The organism is Mesorhizobium sp. RSR565B (genome assembly GCF_054719465.1).
In genome coordinates this window covers 3,026,139-3,049,269 of the sequence record NZ_JBTTIE010000001.1, presented here as the reverse complement: position 1 = coordinate 3,049,269, position 23,131 = coordinate 3,026,139, and the positions used below count along the sequence as shown (strand labels likewise).

At 63.8% G+C, this 23,131-nt stretch carries 25 protein-coding genes and 1 tRNA gene; 16 read left to right on the top strand and 10 right to left on the bottom strand.

Translation table 11 applies throughout. From position 1 onward, the window contains the following. Positions 1-27: 27 nt before the first annotated feature. Positions 28-1,179: a YncE family protein gene (locus ACYG9R_RS14900; RefSeq protein WP_023694009.1), complete on the top strand. Its 1,152-nt coding sequence runs from the start codon at positions 28-30 to the stop codon at positions 1,177-1,179. Between the two features lie 139 nt (positions 1,180-1,318). Continuing rightward, complete coding sequence (locus ACYG9R_RS14895; protein ID WP_023673757.1) at positions 1,319-1,894, top strand: cation transporter; 576 nt, start codon at positions 1,319-1,321, stop codon at positions 1,892-1,894. A gap of 188 nt (positions 1,895-2,082) precedes the next feature. Here the strand turns inward: ACYG9R_RS14895 and ACYG9R_RS14890 are convergent. Further along, positions 2,083-2,167 (bottom strand) — tRNA-Leu (locus ACYG9R_RS14890). A gap of 206 nt (positions 2,168-2,373) precedes the next feature. Between ACYG9R_RS14890 and ACYG9R_RS14885 the strand changes: the two genes are divergently transcribed. Then, on the top strand, positions 2,374-2,958 hold the full coding sequence (locus tag ACYG9R_RS14885; RefSeq protein ID WP_023685316.1) for a YqaA family protein: 585 nt from the start codon (positions 2,374-2,376) through the stop codon (positions 2,956-2,958). 62 nt (positions 2,959-3,020) lie between these two features. Continuing rightward, the gene (locus ACYG9R_RS14880; RefSeq protein WP_023685317.1) at positions 3,021-3,539 is read left to right on the top strand and encodes a disulfide bond formation protein B; all 519 of its coding nucleotides are present in this window, start codon (positions 3,021-3,023) and stop codon (positions 3,537-3,539) included. Between the two features lie 266 nt (positions 3,540-3,805). Here ACYG9R_RS14880 and ACYG9R_RS14875 read toward each other — a convergent pair whose 3' ends face one another. Both ACYG9R_RS14875 and ACYG9R_RS14870 read right to left on the bottom strand, forming a co-directional pair. Continuing rightward, on the bottom strand, positions 3,806-4,363 hold the full coding sequence (locus ACYG9R_RS14875; RefSeq protein WP_008874122.1) for an HNH endonuclease: 558 nt from the start codon (positions 4,361-4,363) through the stop codon (positions 3,806-3,808). A 128-nt stretch (positions 4,364-4,491) separates the two neighbouring features. After that, entirely contained in the window at positions 4,492-5,133 is a 642-nt protein-coding gene (locus tag ACYG9R_RS14870) for a DNA-3-methyladenine glycosylase family protein (protein ID WP_023685318.1), read from the bottom strand. A 73-nt stretch (positions 5,134-5,206) separates the two neighbouring features. Here ACYG9R_RS14870 and gluQRS point away from each other — a divergent pair, with 73 nt between their 5' ends. Beyond that, positions 5,207-6,082 carry a tRNA glutamyl-Q(34) synthetase GluQRS gene (gluQRS, locus tag ACYG9R_RS14865; protein ID WP_023824688.1) on the top strand — a complete coding sequence of 292 codons (876 nt, stop codon included), beginning with the start codon at positions 5,207-5,209 and terminating at the stop codon, positions 6,080-6,082. Here gluQRS and ACYG9R_RS14860 read toward each other — a convergent pair whose 3' ends face one another. Further along, a complete protein-coding gene (locus ACYG9R_RS14860) occupies positions 6,083-6,370 on the bottom strand; it encodes a hypothetical protein (RefSeq protein WP_023701414.1) in 288 nt (95 codons plus the stop codon). It lies immediately after the preceding gene. Between the two features lie 219 nt (positions 6,371-6,589). Here ACYG9R_RS14860 and ACYG9R_RS14855 point away from each other — a divergent pair, with 219 nt between their 5' ends. Continuing rightward, positions 6,590-7,465, top strand: a complete 876-nt coding sequence (locus ACYG9R_RS14855) for a DMT family transporter (RefSeq protein ID WP_031199678.1) — start codon at positions 6,590-6,592, stop codon at positions 7,463-7,465. Here the strand turns inward: ACYG9R_RS14855 and ACYG9R_RS14850 are convergent. Then, on the bottom strand, positions 7,462-8,313 hold the full coding sequence (locus ACYG9R_RS14850) for a YihY/virulence factor BrkB family protein (RefSeq protein WP_023671675.1): 852 nt from the start codon (positions 8,311-8,313) through the stop codon (positions 7,462-7,464). The genes ACYG9R_RS14855 and ACYG9R_RS14850 overlap by 4 nt on opposite strands. 60 nt (positions 8,314-8,373) lie before the next feature. On the opposite strand from ACYG9R_RS14850, the gene ACYG9R_RS14845 reads away from it, so the two are divergent. The 7 genes from ACYG9R_RS14845 (at position 8,374) to ACYG9R_RS14815 (ending at position 13,800) form a co-directional block, all read left to right on the top strand. Continuing rightward, positions 8,374-9,240 carry an SDR family oxidoreductase gene (locus tag ACYG9R_RS14845; RefSeq protein WP_081726921.1) on the top strand — a complete coding sequence of 289 codons (867 nt, stop codon included), beginning with the start codon at positions 8,374-8,376 and terminating at the stop codon, positions 9,238-9,240. 24 nt (positions 9,241-9,264) lie between these two features. Next, positions 9,265-9,456 (top strand): twin transmembrane helix small protein, encoded by a 192-nt coding sequence (locus ACYG9R_RS14840; protein WP_023671673.1) that lies wholly within the window; start codon positions 9,265-9,267, stop codon positions 9,454-9,456. 19 nt (positions 9,457-9,475) lie between these two features. Next, on the top strand, positions 9,476-10,057 hold the full coding sequence (locus tag ACYG9R_RS14835) for a cob(I)yrinic acid a,c-diamide adenosyltransferase (RefSeq protein WP_023671672.1): 582 nt from the start codon (positions 9,476-9,478) through the stop codon (positions 10,055-10,057). 29 nt (positions 10,058-10,086) lie between these two features. Then, positions 10,087-10,887 carry a rhomboid family intramembrane serine protease gene (locus tag ACYG9R_RS14830; RefSeq protein WP_023685321.1) on the top strand — a complete coding sequence of 267 codons (801 nt, stop codon included), beginning with the start codon at positions 10,087-10,089 and terminating at the stop codon, positions 10,885-10,887. Between the two features lie 214 nt (positions 10,888-11,101). After that, the gene (locus ACYG9R_RS14825) at positions 11,102-11,851 is read left to right on the top strand and encodes an electron transfer flavoprotein subunit beta/FixA family protein (protein ID WP_023685322.1); all 750 of its coding nucleotides are present in this window, start codon (positions 11,102-11,104) and stop codon (positions 11,849-11,851) included. Between the two features lie 20 nt (positions 11,852-11,871). After that, positions 11,872-12,801, top strand: a complete 930-nt coding sequence (locus ACYG9R_RS14820) for an electron transfer flavoprotein subunit alpha/FixB family protein (RefSeq protein WP_023824689.1) — start codon at positions 11,872-11,874, stop codon at positions 12,799-12,801. Between the two features lie 120 nt (positions 12,802-12,921). Next, positions 12,922-13,800 carry a 3-hydroxybutyryl-CoA dehydrogenase gene (locus ACYG9R_RS14815; protein WP_023671668.1) on the top strand — a complete coding sequence of 293 codons (879 nt, stop codon included), beginning with the start codon at positions 12,922-12,924 and terminating at the stop codon, positions 13,798-13,800. 27 nt (positions 13,801-13,827) lie between these two features. Here the strand turns inward: ACYG9R_RS14815 and ACYG9R_RS14810 are convergent, their stop codons facing one another. The 3 genes from ACYG9R_RS14810 to ACYG9R_RS14800 all read right to left on the bottom strand — a co-directional run bounded on the left by ACYG9R_RS14810 (position 13,828) and on the right by ACYG9R_RS14800 (position 17,156). Beyond that, positions 13,828-15,762: a PAS domain S-box protein gene (locus ACYG9R_RS14810; RefSeq protein WP_050590548.1), complete on the bottom strand. Its 1,935-nt coding sequence runs from the start codon at positions 15,760-15,762 to the stop codon at positions 13,828-13,830. 202 nt (positions 15,763-15,964) lie between these two features. Next, entirely contained in the window at positions 15,965-16,603 is a 639-nt protein-coding gene (locus tag ACYG9R_RS14805; RefSeq protein ID WP_023824691.1) for an NrsF family protein, read from the bottom strand. Between the two features lies 1 nt (position 16,604). Beyond that, on the bottom strand, positions 16,605-17,156 hold the full coding sequence (locus ACYG9R_RS14800; RefSeq protein ID WP_023824692.1) for a sigma-70 family RNA polymerase sigma factor: 552 nt from the start codon (positions 17,154-17,156) through the stop codon (positions 16,605-16,607). 204 nt (positions 17,157-17,360) lie between these two features. On the opposite strand from ACYG9R_RS14800, the gene ACYG9R_RS14795 reads away from it, so the two are divergent. The 3 genes from ACYG9R_RS14795 (at position 17,361) to ACYG9R_RS14785 (ending at position 21,173) form a co-directional block, all read left to right on the top strand. Then, positions 17,361-18,368, top strand: a complete 1,008-nt coding sequence (locus ACYG9R_RS14795; protein WP_023698702.1) for an iron ABC transporter substrate-binding protein — start codon at positions 17,361-17,363, stop codon at positions 18,366-18,368. A gap of 154 nt (positions 18,369-18,522) precedes the next feature. Further along, positions 18,523-20,094: an ABC transporter permease gene (locus tag ACYG9R_RS14790; RefSeq protein WP_023824693.1), complete on the top strand. Its 1,572-nt coding sequence runs from the start codon at positions 18,523-18,525 to the stop codon at positions 20,092-20,094. Further along, a complete protein-coding gene (locus ACYG9R_RS14785; protein ID WP_023686694.1) occupies positions 20,091-21,173 on the top strand; it encodes an ABC transporter ATP-binding protein in 1,083 nt (360 codons plus the stop codon). The genes ACYG9R_RS14790 and ACYG9R_RS14785 overlap by 4 nt, the downstream gene beginning before the upstream one ends. Before the next feature lie 35 nt (positions 21,174-21,208). Here ACYG9R_RS14785 and ACYG9R_RS14780 read toward each other — a convergent pair whose 3' ends face one another. Continuing rightward, positions 21,209-22,270 (bottom strand): sn-glycerol-3-phosphate import ATP-binding protein UgpC, encoded by a 1,062-nt coding sequence (locus tag ACYG9R_RS14780; RefSeq protein ID WP_023824694.1) that lies wholly within the window; start codon positions 22,268-22,270, stop codon positions 21,209-21,211. A gap of 7 nt (positions 22,271-22,277) precedes the next feature. Continuing rightward, positions 22,278-23,126: a sn-glycerol-3-phosphate ABC transporter permease UgpE gene (gene ugpE, locus ACYG9R_RS14775; protein WP_023694018.1), complete on the bottom strand. Its 849-nt coding sequence runs from the start codon at positions 23,124-23,126 to the stop codon at positions 22,278-22,280. Positions 23,127-23,131 lie beyond the last annotated feature (5 nt).

Below are 23,131 nucleotides of genomic sequence, written 5' to 3'. Positions count from 1 at the left end.
GGCCGGCCTTCACGACAAGCCATCCTGATGATCAGAACCTTTTTGCGTCACGCCGGTCCCCGTGCGGCCTTTTTGCTGCTTGCGCTGCTGCCTGTCCGCGCCTGGGCCGATAGCTGTCCCGAGGATTGCAGCGAGCCCGCGCCGTCCATCAACATCTACAGCCACACCGCCGCCAGCCATCTCAGCCCGGCCACGCTGGGTGCACTGCCGCGCGTCTATGTGCCGAACCGCTCCTCCAACAGCGTCACGGTGATCGACACCATGACACTCAAGGAAGTCGACAGGTTCCCGGTCGGCAGCAAACCGCAGCACGTCGTGCCGTCCTGGGACCTGAAGACGCTCTGGGTCGCCAACAATGGCACCGGCAAGAACGGCAGCCTGACGCCGATCGACCCGATGACCGGCAAGCCCGGCCCGCAGATCGCCGTGGACGATCCCTACAATTTGTATTTCATGCCGGGCGCGGCCATCGTCGTCGACGAAGCCCTGGAGCGGCTCGATTTCCGCGATCCTCACACCATGGCGCTAATGTCGAGCCTGCCGACGCCCACTTGCCCCGGCATCAACCACGCCGAATTCTCGGTCGACGGGGCCTACGCGATCTTCACCTGCGAATACGGCAATGGCGGATTGGCAAAGATCGACCTGAAGAACCAGAAGGTGCTTGGCCATCTCGACTTCTCGAAAATGGGCATGCCGCAGGACATCCGCCTCTCGCCCGACGGCAAGGTTTTTTACGTCGCCGACATGATGAATGACGGCGTGTTCCTCGTCGATGGCGACAGTTTCAAGGAAATCGGCTTCATCCCGACCGGCATCGGCGCCCATGGCTTCGTCGTCAGCCGCGACGGCAAGCGGCTCTATGTCTCGAACCGGGGCTCGCACAAGATGGAGCAGGGCCAGGCAAAGGGACCGGGCAGCGTGACGGTGATCGACTTCGCTACCCGCGCGGTCGTCACGCAATGGCCGATCCCCGGCGGCGGCAGCCCCGACATGGGCAACGTCAGCGCCGACGGCAAACAACTATGGCTGTCCGGCCGCTTCGACAGTGCCGCCTACATGATCGACACGACATCAGGCGCGGTGACCAAGTTTCGGGTTGGCTCAGAGCCGCACGGCCTGACGGTGTGGCCACAGCCGGGGCGGTATTCGCAAGGGCATACGGGGAATATGCGCTAAGTCCGTGTTCGAGGCGCGGCTCGAACGCAAAAGGTCGCAAGGGCAACCGCCCATCGGCCGGGACCCGGAACGAGCAGGGGCTTTCCTTGGAAACCGCGAAGCTGTAGCTCCACACACTGGTTTCGGATACTGCCAGAAGATGAACCTTCGCCGCATCGTCCTCATCGTCGCGCTTCTCAATCTTGCCTATTTCGGGATCGAGTTCGCTGTGGCGCTCGCCATTGGATCAGTGTCCCTGTTCGCCGACAGCATCGACTTTCTTGAAGATGCTTCCGTGAACCTCCTTATCCTGCTCGCACTTGGGTGGTCTGTGCGCTCCCGTGCGCGGGTGGGGATGGCATTGGCGCTCATCCTTCTCATGCCGGGTCTGGCAACGCTCTGGACGGCTTGGGAGAAGTTCAACGTGCCGGTGCCGCCGCAGCCCATCGCCTTGACCTTGGCGGGACTTGGCGCTCTCGCCGTCAACCTGTCCTGCGCCTACATGCTGGCCGCGCACCGGCATCGTGGCGGCAGCCTCACAAAGGCGGCCTTCCTGTCGGCCCGCAACGACGCCTTGGCCAACATCGCCATTATTGCCGCAGGGTTGGTCACGGCCTTGCTCTGGCATTCCGCGTGGCCCGATTTGGCGGTGGGATTGGGGATCGCGGTCATGAACGCCGACGCGGCCCGCGAAGTGTGGGAAGCTGCCCGTGAAGAACACCGTGCGGCGGCCTGAGAGCACGTAGTGCGGGGCTACCGGCCGCCGCTGATTGGCGCTATCGCTGTCATCCTCAGCAGCCGCGGTTGGCTCTGTGTTCGAGGCACTGTTCGAACCCGGAGGGTTCGCAAGGGCGACCGCCCGTCGGCCGGTCAGGCCGCCCCATCGGAGCCCATGAGCGAAGCGAACTGGCGTGAGATCAAAAATGGTGCCCCTAGCCGGAATCGAACCAGCACTCCTTGCGGAACTCGATTTTGAGTCGAGCGCGTCTACCAATTCCGCCATAGGGGCTCAGGCCCAAAGGCCTGGATGGGCGCGGACTATACGGTTGGAGGCCTGTTCGTCAACTGGCCAAATGCGCCGCCGTGCCCTGCTTGCGGCAAAAGCCCGCCTTTCTGTTTCGTGAAGCTCCTGCCATTGTGCGGCGCGGAAAACCTTTCTAGACAGACGCGTATCAAAGCGCGTTGCGTCTGGGCAACTTGCATCCAGGAGAGCCGATGCTTCGCGGACTTTACGACTGGACCTTGTCGCTGGCGGCCCGCAAATCCGCCGAATGGTGGCTGGCCTTCATCGCCTTCGTCGAAAGCTCGGTGTTTTTCATACCTGCCGACGTCTTGTACCTGCCCATGGCGTTGGCGCGGCCCGAACGCGCCTATCGCTATGCGCTGACCGCCACTGTCGCGTCGGTGCTGGGCGGCATTGCCGGCTGGCTGATCGGTTACTATGCCTACGACACGATAGCACGGCCGATGCTGGAGCACTTTGGCGGCCTTGACGCGTTCGAGAGGTGGCAGTCGGCCGGCACCGGGCTGATGCTGGTGCTGCTTGTCACATCGGGTGCCGCCCACTTGCCGCCGATCAAGGTGGTCACCATTCTGGCAGGCGCCCTCCACGTCAATCTTGTCGTCTTCATCGTCTCCGCCATCCTGGCGCGTGGCGCTCGTTTCCTGCTTCTTGCCTGGCTGCTGCGCCGCTATGGCGAAGAGATCAAGGAATTCATCGAGAAGCGTTTGGGATTGATCGTCGGCGCCGGCGCCGCCGCCCTGATTTTGCTCTATATCGTCGTCAAATACGCCTTCTGACCGTCCAAGGCGGGCGGTGGGTCAGGACTATGCCGGCGGACGGCGAATTCAACGGACGAAACATGACAGCCACGATGACAGCCGATACCGGACGCCAGCGGACGCGCACCGCTTTGTTTCTCGCCGTGGCCATGGCCGCCACGGTCGGCTCCGCGCTCGCCTTCCAGCACATAGGCGGCTACATCCCCTGCCATCTGTGCCTGGAGCAGCGCACGCCCTATTATATCGGCGCCCCGCTGATGCTGCTGGCGGTGATTACCTCGATGCTTAGCGCGCCCGCATGGCTGACGCGCGGCCTGCTTGCCGTCGGCGGCCTGCTGATGCTCTATGGGCTCTATCTCGGCGTCTATCATTCGGGCGTCGAATGGGCCTGGTGGCAGGGCCCGGCCGATTGCACGGCCGGCGCCGGCCCGGTCGACACCGGCGGCAAGGGCGTGCTCGACGCGCTCGACAAATTCGTGCCGCCATCCTGCGACAAGGCAGCCCTTCGTATCCTCGGCCTGTCGCTGGCCGGCTGGAACGCCATCGCCAGCTTCATCCTCGCCGCCGTCGCCTTTCGCGGCGCGCTGGCCCGCGATTAATCAAGTGCGAGGTCGCGCCATGCGGCCAGTCTCTAAATGTTGGCACCGCCCCTCGTTGCCCTGCCGGGCATTTCTCCCCGTATAGTGACGGGGAGAAAGACGCAGTCATCAATGGTTTCGCCAATCCCGAACGCTGAAAGAAGGGCGCCAAATTTGCAGCCAATTCCCTTCTCCCCGTCACTATACGGGGAGAAGGTGGCGGCAGCCGGATGAGGGGCAGCACCTGACATCGGCGATTGCCCTGGCAAGGCCGATCGGGCCAATCCCTACGGCTCCAACTCCACATCCCAGTAGAGATAATCCATCCAGCTTTCATGCAGATGGTTGGGCGGGAACAGCCGGCCATTGTTGTGCAGGTCGTGCACGGTCGGCTGGTAGGGCTTCTGCAGCGGCCACATCTTGGCGTGCGCCGGCATCATGCCGCCCTTCCTCAGATTGCAGGGTGAACAGGCGGCCACGACATTCTCCCACGTCGTCGCCCCGCCGCGATGGCGCGGGATGACGTGGTCGAAGGTCAGATCCTCGGGCGTGCCGCAATACTGGCACTGGAAGCGGTCGCGCAGGAACACGTTGAAGCGGGTGAATGCCGGGTGCCTCGACGGCTTCACATAGGCCTTCAGGCTGACGACGCTGGGCAGCTTCATCGAAAAGGTCGGCGAAGACACCGCATGCTCGTATTCGGCGACGATGTTGACCCGGTCGAGGAACACCGCCTTGATGGCATCCTGCCAGGACCAGAGCGACAAGGGGTAATAGCTGAGCGGACGGTAATCCGCATTCAGCACCAGCGCAGGAAGCCCATCCGGAGATACGGCAACCGTCACCTTGTTGACCTCCTCGTTCTAGAACCGATCGGCGTGGATACTGTAAGCCCGACATGACAGGGATGTGAAGCGGATTGTCATCAGCCAAACGCGGCAAAAATGCAGGGTTTTCATGCTTTTTTGCGGTTTCAGGCCGGAGGTGCCGCGTCCCGGCCCCTGGTTTCGCGATAATAGGACCAGAAAAGCCGCGATGCGACACCTCGCCACGGGCTCCATGATTCGGCCAGGGCGATCAGCGTTTTCTCCGGCGGACGCGGCTCGATACCGAGCGCGTGGCCGACCGCGCTCTGCAGCGCGACGTCGCGCGCGGGGAAAATATCGGGGTGGCCGGCGGCAAACAGGAGATAGACTTCCGCCGTCCACGGGCCGATGCCCGGCACCGCGATCATAGCCGCGATCGCCTCTTCGGCGTCGAGCGAACAGAGGTGATGCAGGTCGAGCCCCTCAACCACGGCCTGCGCAACCGCGATCAGACCGCGCTGCTTCGGCCGCGACAGCCCGGCCTCGCGAAACATGTCCTCGCCGGCGGCAAGGATCGCCTGCGGCGTCAGCGGATCGACCAGTTTCACCAGCCGGCCGAAAATCGCATCGGCGCTCGCACGGGATACTTGTTGCGAAACGATAATGGAGGCCAGGCTTCGAAAGCCGGGCTCCGACAGCCGCAGCGGCACCTCTCCGGCCATGCCGCGCACCTTTTCCAGGCGCGGATCGATTGCGCAAAGCGCATCCAGCCCGCGCGCAATATCGTCCAGTGTCGCGATGCGTTGCATGTTTCTTGTTCCTGAACCGACCGCACGGTAGCAATTGGCAAAACCGCTGCACAACCCGATTGCCGCTTGTGAGATGACGCTCCTGACATTCCGCTTCGCGCCGAGCCCGAATGGCGAACTGCATCTCGGCCATGCCTATTCGGCACTGCTCAACCAGCAACTGGCGCGTGCGGCCGGCGGCCGCCTGCTGCTGCGCATCGAGGACATCGACACGATCCGCTGCACGCCTGAATTCGAGGCCGGCATCTTTCGCGACCTCGAATGGCTAGGCCTCGAATGGGAGCGGCCGGTGCGGCGCCAGGCCGAGCATTTCACCGACTACCAGGCCGTGCTCGACCGGCTGGTCCGCGAAGACCTCGTCTACCCTGCCTTCATGAGCCGTGGCGAGATCAGGGCCTTCATCGCCGACAGTGAAAAACGCGGCCGCGACTGGCCGCGCGACCCGGACGGCGTGCCGCTTTATCCCGCCGCCGACAAGGCGCTGCCGGTCAGCGAACGCAAACGCCGCATCGCCGAAAATGCGCCCTTCGCCTGGCGCCTCGACATTGATGCAGCGCTGGCGCGCGTCGGCACGGATTTGTCCTGGCGCGAATTCACCAACGAGACGCTTTCGGCGACGCAGCGTGTCGAGGCGCGTCCGCAGGACTGGGGCGACGTCATTCTGGCGCGCCGCGACATCCCGACCAGCTATCACCTGGCCGTCGTCGTCGACGACGCTCTGCAAGGCGTCAGCCATGTCGTGCGTGGCCGCGACCTTTATTCCGCGACCGGCATCCAGCGCCTGCTGCAGGAACTGCTCGGCCTCGGCCAGCCGCAGTATTTCCACCACCGTCTCATACTCGGACCGGATGGGCGCAAACTGTCGAAGAGTTTTGCTGATACCGGCCTTGCCGCGCTGAGGCAGGCAGGCATGTCGCCGGACGATGTCAGGCGGCTGGTCGGGCTCTGACTAAAGCCGGGCCAGCCCCGCCTTGAGCAGCGCCAACGCGCCGATAAACGCGAAGGCGCCGCCCAGTCCCCAGGCAACCGCGAGCTTCAGATCTCTCAGGACGATGCCATGTTCGTTCGCGGCCATGACCGCGACGAAAAAGCCGAGCGTGAACAGCAATGTGTTGCCGGTCGACCCAAAACCGTCCTCCTGCATGATGGCGTCGAGCGCTGAACCGAAGAAGAAGCCGAACACGGCCACACTGGCCACCGTCATCAACAGCCAGCTTGTGTCCAGATGCAACAGCATGCGCGCTCCCTGTCGAAGCCAAAACGCCATGTCGCCGGATCGATCGACAGAAGTCGATTGCCCTGACGCCGCCCTTTGAATTCGGCCACCTCCTACATCAGGATGAGCTTATGTACCAATTGTTTCGCTTTGCTTGCCGGATTGAACCGCATTAGAGCAATTGCCGTATTTGTCTCTTCACCGAATCGGACCTCTCCACCGGAAACGGCTTCCCCGAAAATGCACAGTCTCAAGCGGTTCATCCCCGCCTCGTTTGTCGTCCTGTGGGCGACAGGTTTCATCGGCGCGCGCTACGCCATGCCCTGGGCGGAGCCCTTCACCTTTCTGGCAGCCCGCTTTGTCATCGCCGCCTTGCTGCTTGCCGGGCTGATGCTCGTGCTTGGCTCAAAGCGAGCCACAAGGGCAGAAGCGCTTCACGCCACGGTCGCCGGCATCCTCATGCATGGCATCTATCTCGGCGCCGTGTTCTGGGCGATCCACAGGGGCATGCCCGCTGGGCTTTCGGCGCTGATCGTCGGCCTGCAGCCACTGATCACCGCCGTGCTTGCCGGCCGGTTCCTCGGCGAGGCCATCCTGCCGCGCCACTGGGCCGGCCTTGCCGTCGGGCTTGTGGGGGTGATCATCGTGCTGTGGCCGAAGCTCGGCGCGCTCGGCGGCGGCGTTACGCCCGAAACCCTGGCGGCGTCGCTGGTCTCGGTGCTGGGCATGAGCGCCGGGACCATCTGGCAGAAGCGCTATGCCTCGGGCGGCGACCTGGTGGCGGCGACGATGTGGCAATATATCGGCGGCGGCTCGCTGATGATCCTGGCTTCGCTGGCACTGGAGACCCACACGGTGATCATCAACGGCGAACTGATCTTCGCCATGGCCTGGCTGGTCCTGGTGCTGTCGATCGGCGCCATCTTCCTGCTGATGGTGATGATCCGCGACGGCGAGATGTCGAAGGTCGCGTCGCTGTTCTACCTGGTGCCGGCCGTCACCGCTGTCATCGCCTGGGCGCTGTTCGGCGAACAGCTCAGCCTCGTGCAGATCGTCGGCATGGCAATCGCGACGCTCGGCGTCGGGCTGGCCACGGCTCGGCCAGCCAAAACCTAGCTGCCGACCCGTGCGCGCGCTTCGAGAAAGCGGCTGATCGCCGCATTGAGTTCGCCGCCGAGGATGAAGATCGCCGACAGCATATAGAGGAAAACCACGGCGATCATGATCGAGGCGAGGCCGGCATAGGTCGTCACATAGGACGAGAAATGGTCGAGGTAGGTCGCGAACATCGTCGAGCCGACAAGCCACGCAGCCAGAGTGAAGATGATGCCAGGCACCAGCGAGACAAAGCGGCGCTTGCCCGCCGGCAGCCAGTAGTGGACGGCAAACAAGCCACCAATGATGACGGTTGAGGCGATGACGTAGCGCCACAGCGTGATCGTGCCCGTATAGGGTTTGATCCACTCGAAATGAGCTTCCGCCAGCCGCGCCAGCAAAGGCGCAAAGACCAGGAGCACGCTGATCGCCAGGAAACCGGCCGTCGCGATCAGCACGAAGAAAATGCTCTGCACCCGGCGGTAGATGATGCCGCGCGTTTCGGCGACGCGGTAGGCGCGGTTGAGCGAGGTGCGCAGCGCCTCGATGCCGTTGGAGGCGAAATAGGCCGCCAGAAGCACGCCGTAGGTCAAAAGATCGGTGCGCCGCACGGTCAGCACGTTGAGCACCTCGCGCGCGATAGGCTTGGCGATCTGTTCGGGCCAGGTGTCGAAGACCAGGTGCACGGCAGTATCGGCGAACGCCTGCGCGCCGAGGAAGCTCGCCAGCGTGGTGGCGAAGATCAGGAACGGGAACAGCGCCATGAGCGAAGTGATCGCCAGATGGCTGGCCATGGCCCAGCCGTCATCGGTGTTGAAATGGCCAAGCGCGTCATAGAGCACGCGGCGCAGCACGACGATATTCCGCATCAAGAGCCGCGTTCCCTTCGATTGTCTCGACGCCGCGAATATGGGAAGGGATTGTGGCAAATGGCAACCCTTGCTCAAACCACGATGCCGCCTGCCAAAGAGTTGCGCACCATCATCGTCACCGGCGCCTCGTCCGGGATAGGCGCCTACTGCGCCCGTGCGCTGAAGGCGGATGGCTGGCGCGTGTTTGCAACGGCGCGCAAGCCGGATGACATAGCCGCACTTGAAGCCGACGGCATCGAGGCGTTTTACCTCGATTACCGTGAGCCGGACTCTATCGAAGCCCTTGTGGGCTCGGTGCAGGAGCGGACAGGCGGACGCCTCGACGCCCTGTTCAACAACGGCGCCCATGCACAGCCCGGCGCTGTGGAAGACCTGCCGGTTGCGGCATTGCGCGAGCAGTTCGAGGCCAATTTCTTCGGCTGGCACGACCTCACCCGACGCATCGTACCGGTAATGCGTCGCCAGGGACATGGCCGCCTCGTTCATTGTTCCTCGATCCTTGGGCTCGCGCCGGTGCCTTTTCGCGGCGCCTACTCAGCCTCCAAGCACGCGATCGAAGGCCTGATGCTGTGCATGCAGCAGGAACTCAGGGGCAGCGGCATCCATGTCTCGCTGATCGAACCGGGGCCGGTGACCTCGAAAATCGCCAGCAACGGGCTGTTCTGGTTCCTGAAGAACATCGACCACGAGAATTCCGTCCACCACGTCGCCTATGCCGCGCAACTGGCGCGGCTTCGGGCCGGCGGCAGTTCATCGCCGCTGAAAAAGGGGCCGGAGGTGGTCTATGCGGCCTTGCGCCATGCTCTTCTGTCGCGGCGCCCGCGCCCGCACTATGTGGTAACAGTGCCGGCCAGGATCGGCGTGATGCTCAAGCGCATCCTGCCGGCATCGATGCTCTACCGCGTTCTGGCCGGACGCGCCTGATCGCAACAGAACTGGGAACAGATCATGGCAACCGTCATCAAAGTCCTCCTCGTCCTCGTCATGGTCGCCGTGGTGATCGTGCTTGTCCGCGGCCTCATCAACATGATGCGCGGCGGCTCCGGTGTGAGCTCGAACAAGCTGATGCAGGCACGCGTGCTGCTGCAGGCGCTGGCGTTGGCACTGATCCTGCTCGTGGTGTATTTCACCCGCAAGTGACGGCCGTTCGGGAGGCGACGTGGTCAAGCTCAACAAGATCTACACCCGCACCGGCGATGACGGCACCACTGGCCTCGGCACCGGTGAACGCAGGCTGAAATCCGACCTGCGCGTCGATGCCTACGGCACCGTCGATGAAGCCAATGCCTGCATCGGTATCGCCCGCCTGCACACAGCGGCAAGTTATCCCGCCATCGACGCCATGCTGTCCCGCATCCAGAACGATTTGTTCGACCTCGGCGCCGATCTCGCCGTGCCCGACGACGGCAAGCCGCTGGGCTACGAGCCGCTGCGCATCATCGCCTCGCAGACCGACCGCGTCGAAAAGGATATCGACCTTCTCAACAAGGATCTGCAGCCGCTCAAATCCTTCGTGCTCAATGGCGGCACGCCGGCGGCGGCAGCACTTCATCTTGCCCGCACCGTGGCGCGACGGGCCGAGCGGATCATGGTGGCGCTGGCGCAGGACCCGGCCGAACATGTCAATCGCGAGGGGCTGAAATACATAAACCGCGTCTCGGACTTTCTGTTCGTCGCCGCTCGTGCGGTCAATGACAACGGAAATGCCGACGTGTTATGGGTGCCCGGCAAGAACCGCTGAATTTTCGAAGGCGGGAAAGGGCTTGGGGCATGTTCATCCCGCTTTACGACTCCAACAGGTTGCGCCACATCCGGCTGCAATATGTGACGATCGGCCTGATCGCGGTCAACGCGCTTGTGTTTCTCATCACCACGATCGGCGGCGAAAATTTCAACAACGCAGCCGTGCTCGGCTTCGGCTTCATTCCTTCGGTTGTCCACGACACGGCAGAACTCTCGCCCCAATTCGTCGTCATTCCCGAGAGCCTGAGTTACCTTACCTATGCCTTCCTGCATGCCGATATCTTTCATCTCGGCGGCAACATGCTGTTCCTGTGGGTGTTCGGCGATAATGTCGAGGACGCACTCGGCCACATCCGCTACCTCATCTTCTACCTGCTTTGCGCCATCGCCGGCGCCTTCTTCCAGGGGCTCGTCGCCTGGAGTTCGGAGGTTCCGCTGATCGGTGCCTCCGGCGCCATTGCCGGCGTCGTCGCCGCCTATCTGGTCCTCTACCCCCGGGTGAAAGTGTGGGTGCTGGTCTTTGCCCGGATTCCGCTGCGTATCCCGGCCTTCATCCCGCTGATCCTGTGGATCGGCTTCCAGGTGGTGATGTTTGCCGCCGGCGGCGAAAACCAGATATCCTGGGCCTGCCATATTGGCGGCATCATTGCCGGTGGCGTGCTGGTGCTCATTATGCGCAGCCGCGGCGTGCCGCTGCTCGCCGGTGGCGACGGCGAGCCGCAACCCGCCGATCAGCCAGCCGCTTCTACTGGGCCGGCGCCAGCCGGTCCCGCTCCCGTGCAACCTGAGACGCGTTGGGGCCGGGGTGGCGCTTCCGGTCACAAGTGAACCGATTTGGGTGGTTTGGCCGCTGCCGTGGCATATTGACGTGTTGCGTCGCCACAACTACGGAGAGCGCCACCGCTAGGCGGCAGAAGACCAGAATTCGTCCGGCCAGGATTCCGTTTGGCCGGAATTCAGTCAGGAATGTCGGCTTTCGACAACTCTGCGGAGGCGCACGCTGCTATAGCGCGCCCGGATATCTCAGGAGAGGTGACAGACAATGAAGATCCTTGTGCCCGTGAAGCGGGTTGTGGATGCGAACGTCAAGGTTCGCGTCAAGGCCGATGGTTCGGCGGTGGAACTCGCCAACGTCAAGATGGCGATGAACCCGTTCGACGAGATCGCGGTGGAAGAGGCGCTCCGGCTGAAGGAAGCCGGCAAGGCCGAAGAGATCATCGTCGTTTCGGTCGGCCCGCAGCAGGCGCAGGAAACGCTCCGCACCGCGCTCGCCATGGGCGCCGACCGCGCCATCCTGGTCAAGACCGACGAGCAGACCGAGCCGCTCGGCGTCGCCAAGGTGCTGAAGGGCGTCGTTGACGCCGAACAGCCCGGTCTCGTGATCCTCGGCAAGCAGGCGATCGATGATGACTCGAACCAGACCGGCCAGATGCTGGCCGCCCTGCTCGGCTGGGCACAGGGCACTTTCGCCTCCAAGGTCGTGATCGACGGCGACAAGGCCAAGGTGACGCGCGAAGTCGACGGCGGCCTGCAGACGGTGGAACTGAAGATGCCGGCGATCATCACCGCCGATCTTCGCCTCAACCAGCCGCGCTATGCCTCGCTGCCCAACATCATGAAGGCCAAGAAGAAGCCGCTCGACGAAAAGAGCCCGGCCGATTACGGCGCCGACGTCAAGCCGCGCCTGAAGGTGCTCAAGACCGAGGAGCCCAGCGGCCGCAAGGCGGGCGTGAAGGTCAACAGTGTCGCCGAACTGGTCGACAAGCTCAAGAACGAAGCCGGCGTGCTCTGAGACTGGAAGGAACAGATAAAATGACCATTCTCCTCATCGCAGAACACGACAACGCCAGCCTTTCCGACCAGACCGCGAAGGCGCTCTCGGCGGCGCTGCAGATCGGTTCGGACGTGCATGTGCTGGTCGCCGGCAAAGGCGCCAAGGGCGCGGCCGACGCCGCTGCCAAGCTCGAGGGCGTGAGCAAGGTGCTGCTGGCCGAGGCCGTCGAACTGGCCGAGCGCCTCGCCGAACCGCTCGCCGCACTCGTTGTCTCGCTGGCCGGCGCCTACGACACCATAATCGCGCCGGCGACCTCGTCGGGCAAGAATGTCGCGCCGCGCGTGGCGGCCCTGCTCGATGTCGCGCAAGTCTCCGAGATCATCGAAGTGGTTTCACCAGACACGTTCAAACGGCCGATCTATGCCGGCAACGCCATCCAGACGGTGCAGTCGAGCGACGCCAAGAAGGTCATCACTGTGCGCACCGCCTCCTTCCAGGCTGCCCCGGAGGGCGGCTCGGCAGCTGTCGAGACGGTCAAGGCCGCGGCCAATCCCGGCCTCTCCACTTTCGTCGAGAACAAACTCTCGGAAACCGACCGTCCGGAGCTGACCTCGGCCAAGATCATCATTTCGGGCGGCCGCGCGCTCGGTTCCTCGGAAAAGTTCCAGGAAGTCATCCTGCCGGTCGCCGACAAGCTCGGTGCAGCCGTCGGCGCCTCGCGCGCTGCCGTCGACGCCGGCTACGCCCCGAATGACTGGCAGGTCGGCCAGACCGGCAAGGTCGTGGCGCCTGACCTCTATATTGCCGTCGGCATTTCCGGCGCCATCCAGCACCTTGCCGGCATGAAGGATTCGAAGGTCATCGTCGCCATCAACAAGGACGAAGAGGCGCCGATCTTCCAGGTTGCCGATTATGGCCTGGTCGGCGACCTGTTCGTCATCCTGCCGGAACTGCAAAAGGCGCTTTGACGCTTTCTGCCAAAGCGTATTAAATTGTGAAAGGGTGGGGTAGACGAAGCTGCCCCACCCTTTTAGTTTGCACTGCACAAAAAGCAGGCCGCAAAGGCCTTTTCGACGGGATCGCTGCAAATGGCCAAGATCGAGACGATCGGCATCATCGGCGCCGGCCAGATGGGCGGCGGCATCGCGCATGTATCAGCACTTTCGGGTTTCAAGGTGCTGATCTACGACGTCTCGCCCGACCGTATCGAGAAGGGTATTGCCACGGTCAGCGGCAACATGGCCCGCCAGGTCGGCTCCGGCAAGCTTGAGGAAAAGCTGCGTAACGAAGCGATGGCGCGCATTTCCGCAGCCCCCACCATGGCTGATCTCGCCGGTGCCGATCTGGTGATCGAGGCGGCGACCGAGGACGAGACGGTCAAGCGCAAGATTTACGCGCAGCTCTGTCCCCAGCTCAACCCGGAAGCCATTCTGGCGACCAACACCTCGTCGATTTCGATCACCCGGCTTGCGGCGCAGACCGACCGTCCCGAGCGTTTTATCGGCATACATTTCATGAACCCCGTGCCGCTAATGAAGCTGGTCGAACTGGTGCGCGGCATCGCTACCGAGGATCAGACCTTCGAGGCGGCCAAGGCCTATGTGAAACAGCTCGACAAGACGATCACCGTCTCTGAAGATTTTCCGGCCTTCATCGTCAACCGCATTCTGTTGCCGATGATCAACGAGGCGATCTACACGCTCTATGAGGGGGTCGGCTCGGTCGATGCCATCGACACCGCCATGCGGCTCGGCGCCAACCATCCGATGGGACCGCTGCAGCTCGCCGATTTCATCGGCCTCGACACCTGCCTGTCGATCATGCAGGTGCTGCATGACGGCCTGTCGGATTCGAAATATCGCCCCTGCCCGCTGCTGGTGAAATATGTCGAGGCCGGCTGGCTCGGCCGCAAGACCGGGCGCGGCTTCTACGACTATCGCGGCGAGCATCCGGTTCCGACGCGCTAACCACCAGAACGAAAGTTCCGTGCTCCCTCAGGACGCCGCTGCAAGCGGCGGCTCTGCTTGGCCTCTTGACCCGGTATCGTCAGGCGCCACGGAAACACAGCCGCGGCCGGCGGCCTTGGCCGCATAGCAGGCAGCATCGGCCCGGGCGATGATCTCGTCGACTTCACCGCTGTTGCTGTGGATTGGCGCCAGCCCGATGCTGGCATCGATCGCATGCGGCCGGCCGTCCCAGCTGAACTGCAGGCCGCGGATGGCGTCGATGACCGAGCGTGCGGCAATCCTGGCGCCGGCGCTCGGCCCGGCTTTCAGGATGACCGCGAATTCGTCGCCGCCGAGGCGGGCCACGATATCCTCCGGCCCAAGCGCACCGCGAATGGCCTCGGCAACCCGCTTCAGCAAGGCGTCGCCGGCGGCGTGCCCGCCAGTGTCGTTGACCAGCTTGAAATGGTCTAGATCGATGAACATGAAATGATGTTCGCCCGCCGGCCTGGCTGTGCCGGCCTTGCGGCTCCGGTCGACCAGTTCCTCCATGGTGCGGATAAAGCTCGAACGGTTGGCAAGGCCAGTCAGCGCATCATGCGCCGCGGCATAGGCGAGTTGGCGCTGCAAGGCGCGCGCATCTGTGAAGTCTTGGAAGACGATGACCAGGCCGCAGAACTCCTGGCGGTCGTTCATGATCGGCGACACCACCTGGCGGATGCTGCAGCGCGTGTCGTCGCGACGGATGAGGACGGCGCGACTGTTCTGGTCGGCAGGGCTGGCGCTGCCGAGCGCCGGCCGCGTCATGCCGATCCTTTGCCCGGTTTCTTCGTCCACCGCCCAGTAGACATGGCCAAGCGTCTTGCCGAGCGCCTCTGCGCCAACAACGCCGGTGAGCTTTTCGGCGACAGGGTTCATGAAGGTGATGCGGTTTGCGGCATCGGTGCAGATGACGGCGTCGCCGATCGACTGCAGCGTCACCCTCAGCCGCTCCTTCTCGTCGGCCAGCATTGCCGCCGATACGATGAGGCTTTCCTCGGTTTGCTTGCGCTGGGTGATGTCGGTCAGGCTGCCGATGGCCCTGACCAACCTTCCGTCCTTGTCGCGTTCGAGCGTCTTGCCGCGATCAAGGATCCAGACCCAGTGGCCATCCTTGTGGCGCATCCGGAACTCGGCTTCGAAGAACGGTGTCCTGCCCTCCAGATGGGCACGATCGGCTTCGGCCACGTTTTCGCGATCGCCGGGGTGGATCATCGCCAGCCAGCGGTCGGGGTCGCCGTCCAGCTCGCCATCGGCATAGCCCAGCATCTTCACCCAGGTGGCGGAGTAGGTGGTGCCACCCTTGCGCATGTCGAGGTCCCAGACGCCTTGTCCGGCGCTGGCCAGGGCAAAATTCCAGCGCGTTTCGGCCTCGGCTATGCGCGCCTCGGATTGCTTGCGCGCATCGATATCCTCGATCTGCGAGACCAGGTAGAGCGGGCTGCCGCTCTTCTCGTCGCGAATGACGGAACCGGCAAGATGGGCCCATACCGGCGTGCCGTCCTTCCTGAGGTAGCGCTTTTCGAAGTGGAAGGCGTTGACGGTGCCCGCTCGCATGCCGTCCATCGTCTCACGGCCGATCTGCACATCGTCGGGATGGGTGATCTGAAAGAAGGTCAGCGCCTCGATCTCCTGCTTGCTGTAGCCGAGCATGGCGGCGAAGGCCGGGTTGGTTTCGTGGATGCGGCCGTCGAGGCCGACAATGGCGATGCCGATCGCCGAATCCTCCATGGCGCGGCGGAAACGCTGCTCGCTTTCGGCGATCTGCCGGCGATCGTCCAGTATCCGGTAAATGAACAGGGCGGCGAGAATCAGCGCCACGGCGGCGACCGGCACCGATATCTGCAGGCATAGCTTCAGCACTTCGGCGCTGACATCGAGCCGCGACAGCAGGAGCGCGACCACGGCAGCGCAAAGCCCTCCGGCCGCAAGCACCAAAGCCACGTGACTGTCAGCCCGCAGGCTTTTTCGCTCTCGCCGCATCACTGTGCATGCCACCCCATGCGCAACACATTTCTGCAAAAAACACTGGATGATCGATTTTAAGGAAAGGTTGCGCCGGAGCCACCGGCAACACGGTGAACCCGCAAACAATTGCCGGCATGATTAAGGATCGGTGATTATTGGGCGATCTTGAACGGCCCGGTCACCAGCGCACGAAGAACCGTCCCCCGAGCGCGCCCAGACCGGCGAGGACGGCGATGGCGAGCGTGTACCAGGTGGCGACGAAAAGCGGCGAATCGTCGAAGCAGTGCGCGGCGTAGAAGGTCGCCGCCAGGCCGCCGGCGAGCAGTCCCGCGACCGCCCCGGCCAACACCGGCCGCGTCGGCGCGCCATAGCGCAGCATCCACAGGAAGACGGCAAGCGGGCCGATGCCGATCAGCGGGATGAACCCCATGCAGATCATCATGTTGGAGCCGACCATGCGCGTGCTCCACATCGGCTCCGGCACCATGAACAGTTCGAGAGCCACCGCCACGGCCACCAGCAGCGGCGCCGCCAGTATCCAGGCCGCAGCTCTCGCCGTCGAAGCGCCCGGCGTCGACAACGCCCGGACCAGGCCAAAGGCGGTGACGGCGAGCACGATGGTGAACACGAACTTCGCCAGGAACCGCATCGTGTGCATGGCGGTCATGATGTCGGGACGCGGGCCGATGGTGAGAAAGAAGACCAGAGCCGCGATCACCGCCGCGGCTGCCGCCGCCATCAACCAGGCCGAGCGCAGCGGCATCGCCTTGCTGCTTGTGTCGGCGTCGAGTGCCTTGATGAGATCCTCCGTCCTCATGTCACTGCCGCCCGAAGCGCCCCTGCCCAAATCGCTTGGCGATCGCGGCAAGCCCGCGATGCAGCGACACCCGCACCGCCGTCTCGCTGACGCCGAGCCTGGCCGCCGTCTCGCCGATGGAGCGGCCGTCGACCGAGATCGAAGAAACGACGGAACGCTGCGCAGCCGGCAGTCCGTCCAGCGCCCGGTTGATGTCGCGTTCGCTGACGGTCTCGGTTTCCGGCTCGGCAAAGGTCTCGGCGATCTCGTCGATCTCGATTTCGATGCGCCGTCCGCGCCGCCGGAAAGCATCGACCAGCTTGAAGCGGGCTATCGCATAGATCCATGGCAACACCGGCGCGTCCTGGCGCCAGGTATGCCGTTTCACATGAATGGCCAGCAAGGTTTCCTGCACGACATCCTCGGGATCGACCCCGCCCTGTACGATCTTGCGCCTCGCAAAGCCGCGAACCAGCGCGGCGATCCGGTGCAAAAAGTCGGCGTAGGCCCTTTCATCTCCCGCGATCGCGGCCCGCATCAGCCGGGAAAGCTCGGCCTCATCCTTGCCGCTCACAAGAGTTCACTCCCCGATCTTCGCGCCTCGGCACCGATTTGTTACGTGTCCGGCGAAATGATGTCCAAGCCAAAGTGCCGCAAAATCACGAAAGTTTGCGGGAGCGGCGACCGATTGAAGCAGCCGAGCAATGTTGACTACTGCTGTCAGGTATCGATAGGTGCAACCTGCGAAACCAGAACCACCGAGATTGAGGATGACGCCATGAGATACACGCTCTCCACCCTAGCGGGGGCCACAGCGCTGGCCGTGAGCATGATCGCCGGGCCGGCGATGGCCGCGGATGCCGGCATCATCGTCTACAACGCCCAGCATGAGAGCCTGGCCAAGGAATGGGTCGAAGGTTTCACCAAGGAAACCGGCATCAAGGTCACGCTGCGCAATGGCGGCGACAGCGATTTCTCCAACCAGATCGTCGCCGAGGGCGCTTCTTCGCCGGCCGACGTGTTCCTGACCGAGAACTCGCCGGCCATGACTCTGGTCGAAGCGGCGGGCCTTTTCGCGCCGGTCGACGCCGACACGCTGGCGCAAGTCCCGGCCGAATTCCAGCCGAGCAGCGGCAAATGGGTGGGTGTCGCGGCGCGCAGCACCGTCTTTGCCTACAACAAGACCAAGCTCACGGCCGAAAAGCTGCCCAAATCGATGCTCGATCTCGCCGATCCCGCCTGGAAAGGCCGCTGGGCAGCCTCGCCTTCCGGCGCCGATTTTCAGGCCATCGTCAGCGCGCTGCTCGAGCTCAAGGGCGAAGCCGCAACCGCCGACTGGCTGAAGGCCATGAAGGAGAATTTCACCGCCTACAAGGGCAACGGCACGGTGATGAAGGCGGTCAATGCCGGCGAGATCGAAGGCGGAATCATCTACCACTATTACTATTTCGGCGATCAGGCAAAGACCGGCGAAAACAGCAAGAACGTCGAACTGCATTATTTCAAGAACCAGGATCCCGGCGCTTTCGTCTCGATCTCCGGCGGCGGCGTGCTCGCCTCGAGCAAACACCCGAAGGAAGCCCAGGCGTTCCTCAAATGGGTGACCGGGAAAGGCGGCCAGGACGTGCTGAAGACCGGCACGTCCTTCGAATACGCTATCGGCAAGGACGCGCAGTCCAATCCCAAGCTGGTGCCGCTGGCCGACCTGCAGGCGCCGAAGGTCGATCCGGCGACACTGAACTCCAAAAAGGTGACGGACCTGATGACGGCAGCCGGCTTGCTTTAGGCTGGGTTCGTCCTAAAAGGGCAACGATTGCGCTCCTGCCGGACTTTCCGCAGGAGCGCTCTGTTTTCGAGATGGCATTGTCCATGACGACACATTGCGTTTCCGGCCGCGCCTGCGGCGCCCCCGCCCCGGCGGCAGTGGCGCGGTCGAGCTGATGCAAACTGCGGTCGATCTCGCACGTTCAGGCCAGACAGTCGGGCGGTCCCGCCGGAAGCCCATGTCCTGGATCGCGCTTGCCGCCATAATTGTCTCGCTGCTGTCGCTGCTGCCGCTGGCGTTCATCATCTGGATCGGTGTGCAGATCGGCTGGGACACTGCTTCGGCCCTGGTCTTCCGGCCGCGCGTCGGCGAACTTCTGGTCAACACCGTGCTTCTGGTGGCGCTCACCGTGCCGATCGCCACCGTGCTGTCGGTGACGCTGGCATGGCTGACCGAGCGCAGCGACCTGCCAGGCGCCCGCCTCTGGGCCTGGCTGTCGGTAGCGCCGCTTGCCATCCCCGCCTTCGTGCACTCCTATGCCTGGATTACCCTGGTGCCGGGACTGCATGGCCTGTGGGCCGGCGTGCTGGTGTCGGTCCTTGCCTATTTCCCATTCCTCTATTTGCCACTAGCGGCCGCATTGCGCCGGCTGGATCCCGCCCTGGAAGATGCGGCCGCAGCGCTTGGCCTCGGACCATGGCGCGTGTTTTGGCGCGTCGTGCTGCCGCAGCTCAGGCTCGCCATTTGCGGCGGTGCGCTGCTGGTTGGACTTCATCTGCTTGCCGAATATGGCCTCTATGTCTTCATCCGCTTCGACACTTTCACCACCGCGATCGTCGACCAGTTCCAGTCGACCTTCAACGGCCCCGCCGCCAACATGCTGGCCGGCGTCCTGGTGACATGCTGCTTCGTGCTGCTCGCTCTGGAGGTGCTGGTGCGCGGCGAAGAGCGCTATGCCCGCGTCGGCTCAGGCGCGGCGCGCCACCGGCAGCGCTCGAGGCTCGGGCGCGCCACGCTGGCTTGCCTGGCTCTGCCTGCCGTCACCACGCTGCTCGCCATCGGCGTGCCCTTCGTCACCATCGGCCGCTGGCTGGTCGCCGGCGGCGCCGATGTCTGGCGTTTGGACGAGATCGGCCTGGCGCTGGGCCAGACGCTGTTCCTGGCGCTGGCCGGCGCCTTGCTTGCGACCATCGCCGCCATGCCGATGGCCTGGATCTCGATCCGCGCGCCGGGACCGCTGCAGCGGCTGCTCGAAGGCTGCAACTACATTGTCGGTTCGCTGCCCGGCGTGGTCATCGCGCTGGCCTTGGTCACCATTACCGTGCGCATCGCCATGCCGCTCTACCAGACGCTGTTCACAATCCTGGTCGCCTATGCCCTGATGTTCCTGCCGCGCGCCTTGATCAGCCTCAGAGCCTCGATCGCACAGGCGCCGGTCGAGCTCGAACGCGCCGCCGCCAGCCTTGGCCGGCCGCCGCTGAAGGCGCTTTGGTCGACAACGATTCGCCTGTCGGCGCCGGGGGCTGCGGCCGGCATGGCGCTGGTCGCGCTCGGCATCATGAACGAGCTGACCGCCACCCAGATGCTGGCGCCCAACGGCACGCGCACGCTGGCCATGGCGTTCTGGTCCTACAGCGGCGAGATCGACTATGCCTCCGCCGCCCCTTACGCCTTCATCATGGTGGCGATGTCGCTGCCGCTGACCTGGCTGCTCTATGTCCAGTCGAAACGGATGGCCGGGCGATGAGCTTTCTCGAAATCAGTGGCCTCACCAAGCACTACGGCCCGGTCGCAGCCCTTGCCGGCATCGAGCTCAGCGCCGCAAGCGGCAGTCGCACCGCGATCGTCGGCCCGTCCGGCTGCGGCAAGACGACGTTGCTGCGGCTGATCGCCGGCTTCGAGGCGCCCGACCAGGGCCGCGTCGTGCTCGACGGCGAGGTGCTGGCCAATGGCGGCCATGCGGTGCCGGCGCACCGCCGCGGCATCGGCCTGGTGGCGCAGGATGGCGCCCTGTTCCCGCATCTCAGCATCGGCGACAATATCGGCTTTGGCATGGCCCGCGGCGAGGACCAGCGCGCCGAGCGCATCGCCGAGCTCGCCTATACCGTCGGGCTGGACAAGGCGATCCTCAAGCGCCGCCCGCACCAGCTCTCCGGCGGCCAGCAGCAGCGCGTGGCGCTGGCCCGCGCCATGGCGATGAAGCCCAGGCTGATGCTTCTCGACGAACCGTTCTCGGCGCTCGACACCGGTCTGCGCGCCTCGATGCGCAAGGCGGTCGCCGAACTACTCGAAGCCGCCGGCATCACCACCATCCTGGTCACCCACGACCAGGCCGAGGCGCTGTCCTTCGCCAGCCAGGTGGCGGTCATGCGCGACGGAAAGTTCTCTCAGATCGGCACACCTCGAGAACTCTATCTGCAGCCGAAAGACCGCATGGTTGCCGAGTTTCTTGGCGACGCCATCATCTTGCCGGCAAAGATTTCAGGCGGCTTCGCCACCTCCTCGCTTGGTCGCATAGCCGTCGACTCGAAGGAGCGGCGCGACATCGCCCGCATCATGCTGCGACCGGAGCAGGTGCAGGTGAAGCGCACGTCGCGCGAAGGCATGTCGGGTCCTGCGGGCACGATATTCGCCGAGGTGACGGACTCGGAATTCGCAGGCTCGATGTGCACCATTGCCGTGCGGCTGTTGAACAACCCCGATCCGCCGGACGCCGCGGCGATCGGCAGCACACCGCTGACCTTACGCAAGCCGGGAATCGACGCGCCTGCCGTCGGCGAGATCGTGCGTCTGACAGTTTCCGGCAAGGCGCATGTCTTCGCCTGAACTGCCGATGCGTCGGATTGGCGCGAGCGGCTGCGTCAATCGACTCGTTTCCCAGCATTGTCGAACCAATGCAGCTTCTCGGCCCTGGCCACGACGCGCAGTTGATCGCCGGGTTTGGCCGTGGCGCGGCCGGCCACACGCACGACGATGCGGTTGCCGCCGGCGGCACAGTGAAGAAAGCTTTCGGCTCCCACAGGTTCGACCGCCTCGACCGCCGCAGGCAGAATAAGCGCGCCGGACGGTGCCTCGGCACCGAAGGTGACGTCGGCATCCTCGGGACGGAAGCCAAGCGTGGCGGCCTTCGCAGGCGCAAAGTCAATCGCCTTGCCATCGGTCAGCGCTGGACCAGCCGGTCCTTGCGAAAGAGGCAGAAGGTTCATCGGCGGTGCGCCGATGAAGGAAGCGACGAAGGTCGAGGCTGGCTTCTCGTAGATGTCGAGCGGCGCGCCCGTCTGCTCGACCAATCCGCCATTCATGACGACGAGAATATCGGCCAGCGTCATCGCCTCAAGCTGGTCATGGGTGACGTAGACCGAGGTGACACCGAGCGAGCGCTGCAAATTCTTGATTTCGACCCGCATCTGGCCGCGCAGTTTGGCGTCCAGGTTGGAAAGCGGTTCGTCGAACAGGAAGACTTTTGGATTGCGCACGATTGCGCGACCCATGGCCACGCGCTGGCGCTGGCCGCCGGAAAGCTCGCGTGGGCGCCGGTCGAGCAGCGCCGTGAGTTCCAGCACCTTGGCGGTCGAGCGAACCCTGCTGTCGATCTCGTCCTTGGGAGTACCCCGGTTGCGCAATCCGTAGGCCATGTTGTCGTAGACCTTCATATGCGGGTAGAGCGCATAGTTCTGGAACACCATGGCGATGTCGCGCTCGGTCGGACCGATCGTGTTGACGATCTTGCCGTCGATGGCGACGGTGCCGGAAGAAATGGTCTCAAGCCCGGCGATCATCCGCAGCAGCGTGGACTTGCCGCAGCCGGACGGCCCAACCAGAACGCAAAGCTCCTTGTCGGGAATGGCGATCGAGACACCCCTCACCGCCTCGACGCCGCCGGGATAGGCTTTCTTCACATCCTTCAGATCGACGGTCGCCATCAGCTTCTCACTTTTCGGTATCGACCAGTCCGCGCACGAACCAGCGTTGCATCAGCACCACGATCAGGATCGGCGGCAGGATGGCCAGCATCGCGGTGACCATGACCAGATGCCATTGGGTATCGGCATCGGCGAAGGAGACCATCTTTCTAAGTGCGATGACGATGGTGTTCATGTCATTGCTGTTGGTGACGAGCAGCGGCCACAGGTACTGCGTCCATCCATAAATGAAGAGGATGACGAACAGCGCCGCGATGTTGGTGCGCGACAGCGGCAGCAGGATGTCGAAAAAGAAGCGCCATGGTCCGGCGCCGTCGACACGCGCCGCTTCCACCAACTCACCTGGGATGGTCATGAAGAACTGGCGAAACAGAAGCGTGGCGGTGGCCGAGGCGATCAGCGGAATGATCAGGCCGGCATAGGTGTCGATCATGCCGAGATCGACCATCACCTTGTAGGTCGGCAGGATGCGCACCTCGACGGGAAGCATCAGCGTGATGAAGATCAGCCAGAAGAAGACCATCCGAAGCGGAAAACGGAAGAACACGATCGCATAGGCCGAAAGGATCGAGATGAAAATCTTCCCCACCGCGATGCCGAGCGCCATGATCGTGGTGTTGAGCAGCAATCGGCCGACACTGACGCCGCCGATGCGGCCGACACCGCCGAACAGCGCCTCGCTGTAATTGTTCCAGACCTGGTCGCCGGGCAAAAGAGGCAATGGCGGCTTGAGGATGGTCTGCAGCGTCTGCGTGGAGGCAACGAAGGTGTAGTAGATCGGGAAAGCGACGATCAGGATGCCCAGGATGAGCACGGCGTGGGCGATGAGGGCGCGAAGCGGGGACTGACCAATCATCGCTC

Bases quoted from the DNA above. Each gene is read 5' to 3' on its own strand.
- ACYG9R_RS14900 (WP_023694009.1), top strand. From the start codon at position 28: ATGATCAGAACCTTTTTGCGTCACGCCGGTCCCCGTGCGGCCTTTTTG.
- ACYG9R_RS14895 (WP_023673757.1), top strand. From the start codon at position 1,319: ATGAACCTTCGCCGCATCGTCCTCATCGTCGCGCTTCTCAATCTTGCC.
- ACYG9R_RS14885 (WP_023685316.1), top strand. From the start codon at position 2,374: ATGCTTCGCGGACTTTACGACTGGACCTTGTCGCTGGCGGCCCGCAAA.
- ACYG9R_RS14880 (WP_023685317.1), top strand. From the start codon at position 3,021: ATGACAGCCACGATGACAGCCGATACCGGACGCCAGCGGACGCGCACC.
- ACYG9R_RS14870 (WP_023685318.1), bottom strand. From the start codon at position 5,133: ATGCAACGCATCGCGACACTGGACGATATTGCGCGCGGGCTGGATGCG.
- gluQRS (WP_023824688.1), top strand. From the start codon at position 5,207: ATGACGCTCCTGACATTCCGCTTCGCGCCGAGCCCGAATGGCGAACTG.
- ACYG9R_RS14860 (WP_023701414.1), bottom strand. From the start codon at position 6,370: ATGCTGTTGCATCTGGACACAAGCTGGCTGTTGATGACGGTGGCCAGT.
- ACYG9R_RS14855 (WP_031199678.1), top strand. From the start codon at position 6,590: ATGCACAGTCTCAAGCGGTTCATCCCCGCCTCGTTTGTCGTCCTGTGG.
- ACYG9R_RS14850 (WP_023671675.1), bottom strand. From the start codon at position 8,313: ATGCGGAATATCGTCGTGCTGCGCCGCGTGCTCTATGACGCGCTTGGC.
- ACYG9R_RS14845 (WP_081726921.1), top strand. From the start codon at position 8,374: ATGGCAACCCTTGCTCAAACCACGATGCCGCCTGCCAAAGAGTTGCGC.
- ACYG9R_RS14840 (WP_023671673.1), top strand. From the start codon at position 9,265: ATGGCAACCGTCATCAAAGTCCTCCTCGTCCTCGTCATGGTCGCCGTG.
- ACYG9R_RS14830 (WP_023685321.1), top strand. From the start codon at position 10,087: ATGTTCATCCCGCTTTACGACTCCAACAGGTTGCGCCACATCCGGCTG.
- ACYG9R_RS14825 (WP_023685322.1), top strand. From the start codon at position 11,102: ATGAAGATCCTTGTGCCCGTGAAGCGGGTTGTGGATGCGAACGTCAAG.
- ACYG9R_RS14820 (WP_023824689.1), top strand. From the start codon at position 11,872: ATGACCATTCTCCTCATCGCAGAACACGACAACGCCAGCCTTTCCGAC.
- ACYG9R_RS14815 (WP_023671668.1), top strand. From the start codon at position 12,922: ATGGCCAAGATCGAGACGATCGGCATCATCGGCGCCGGCCAGATGGGC.
- ACYG9R_RS14805 (WP_023824691.1), bottom strand. From the start codon at position 16,603: ATGAGGACGGAGGATCTCATCAAGGCACTCGACGCCGACACAAGCAGC.
- ACYG9R_RS14795 (WP_023698702.1), top strand. From the start codon at position 17,361: ATGAGATACACGCTCTCCACCCTAGCGGGGGCCACAGCGCTGGCCGTG.
- ACYG9R_RS14790 (WP_023824693.1), top strand. From the start codon at position 18,523: ATGCAAACTGCGGTCGATCTCGCACGTTCAGGCCAGACAGTCGGGCGG.
- ACYG9R_RS14785 (WP_023686694.1), top strand. From the start codon at position 20,091: ATGAGCTTTCTCGAAATCAGTGGCCTCACCAAGCACTACGGCCCGGTC.
- ACYG9R_RS14780 (WP_023824694.1), bottom strand. From the start codon at position 22,270: ATGGCGACCGTCGATCTGAAGGATGTGAAGAAAGCCTATCCCGGCGGC.
- ugpE (WP_023694018.1), bottom strand. From the start codon at position 23,126: ATGATTGGTCAGTCCCCGCTTCGCGCCCTCATCGCCCACGCCGTGCTC.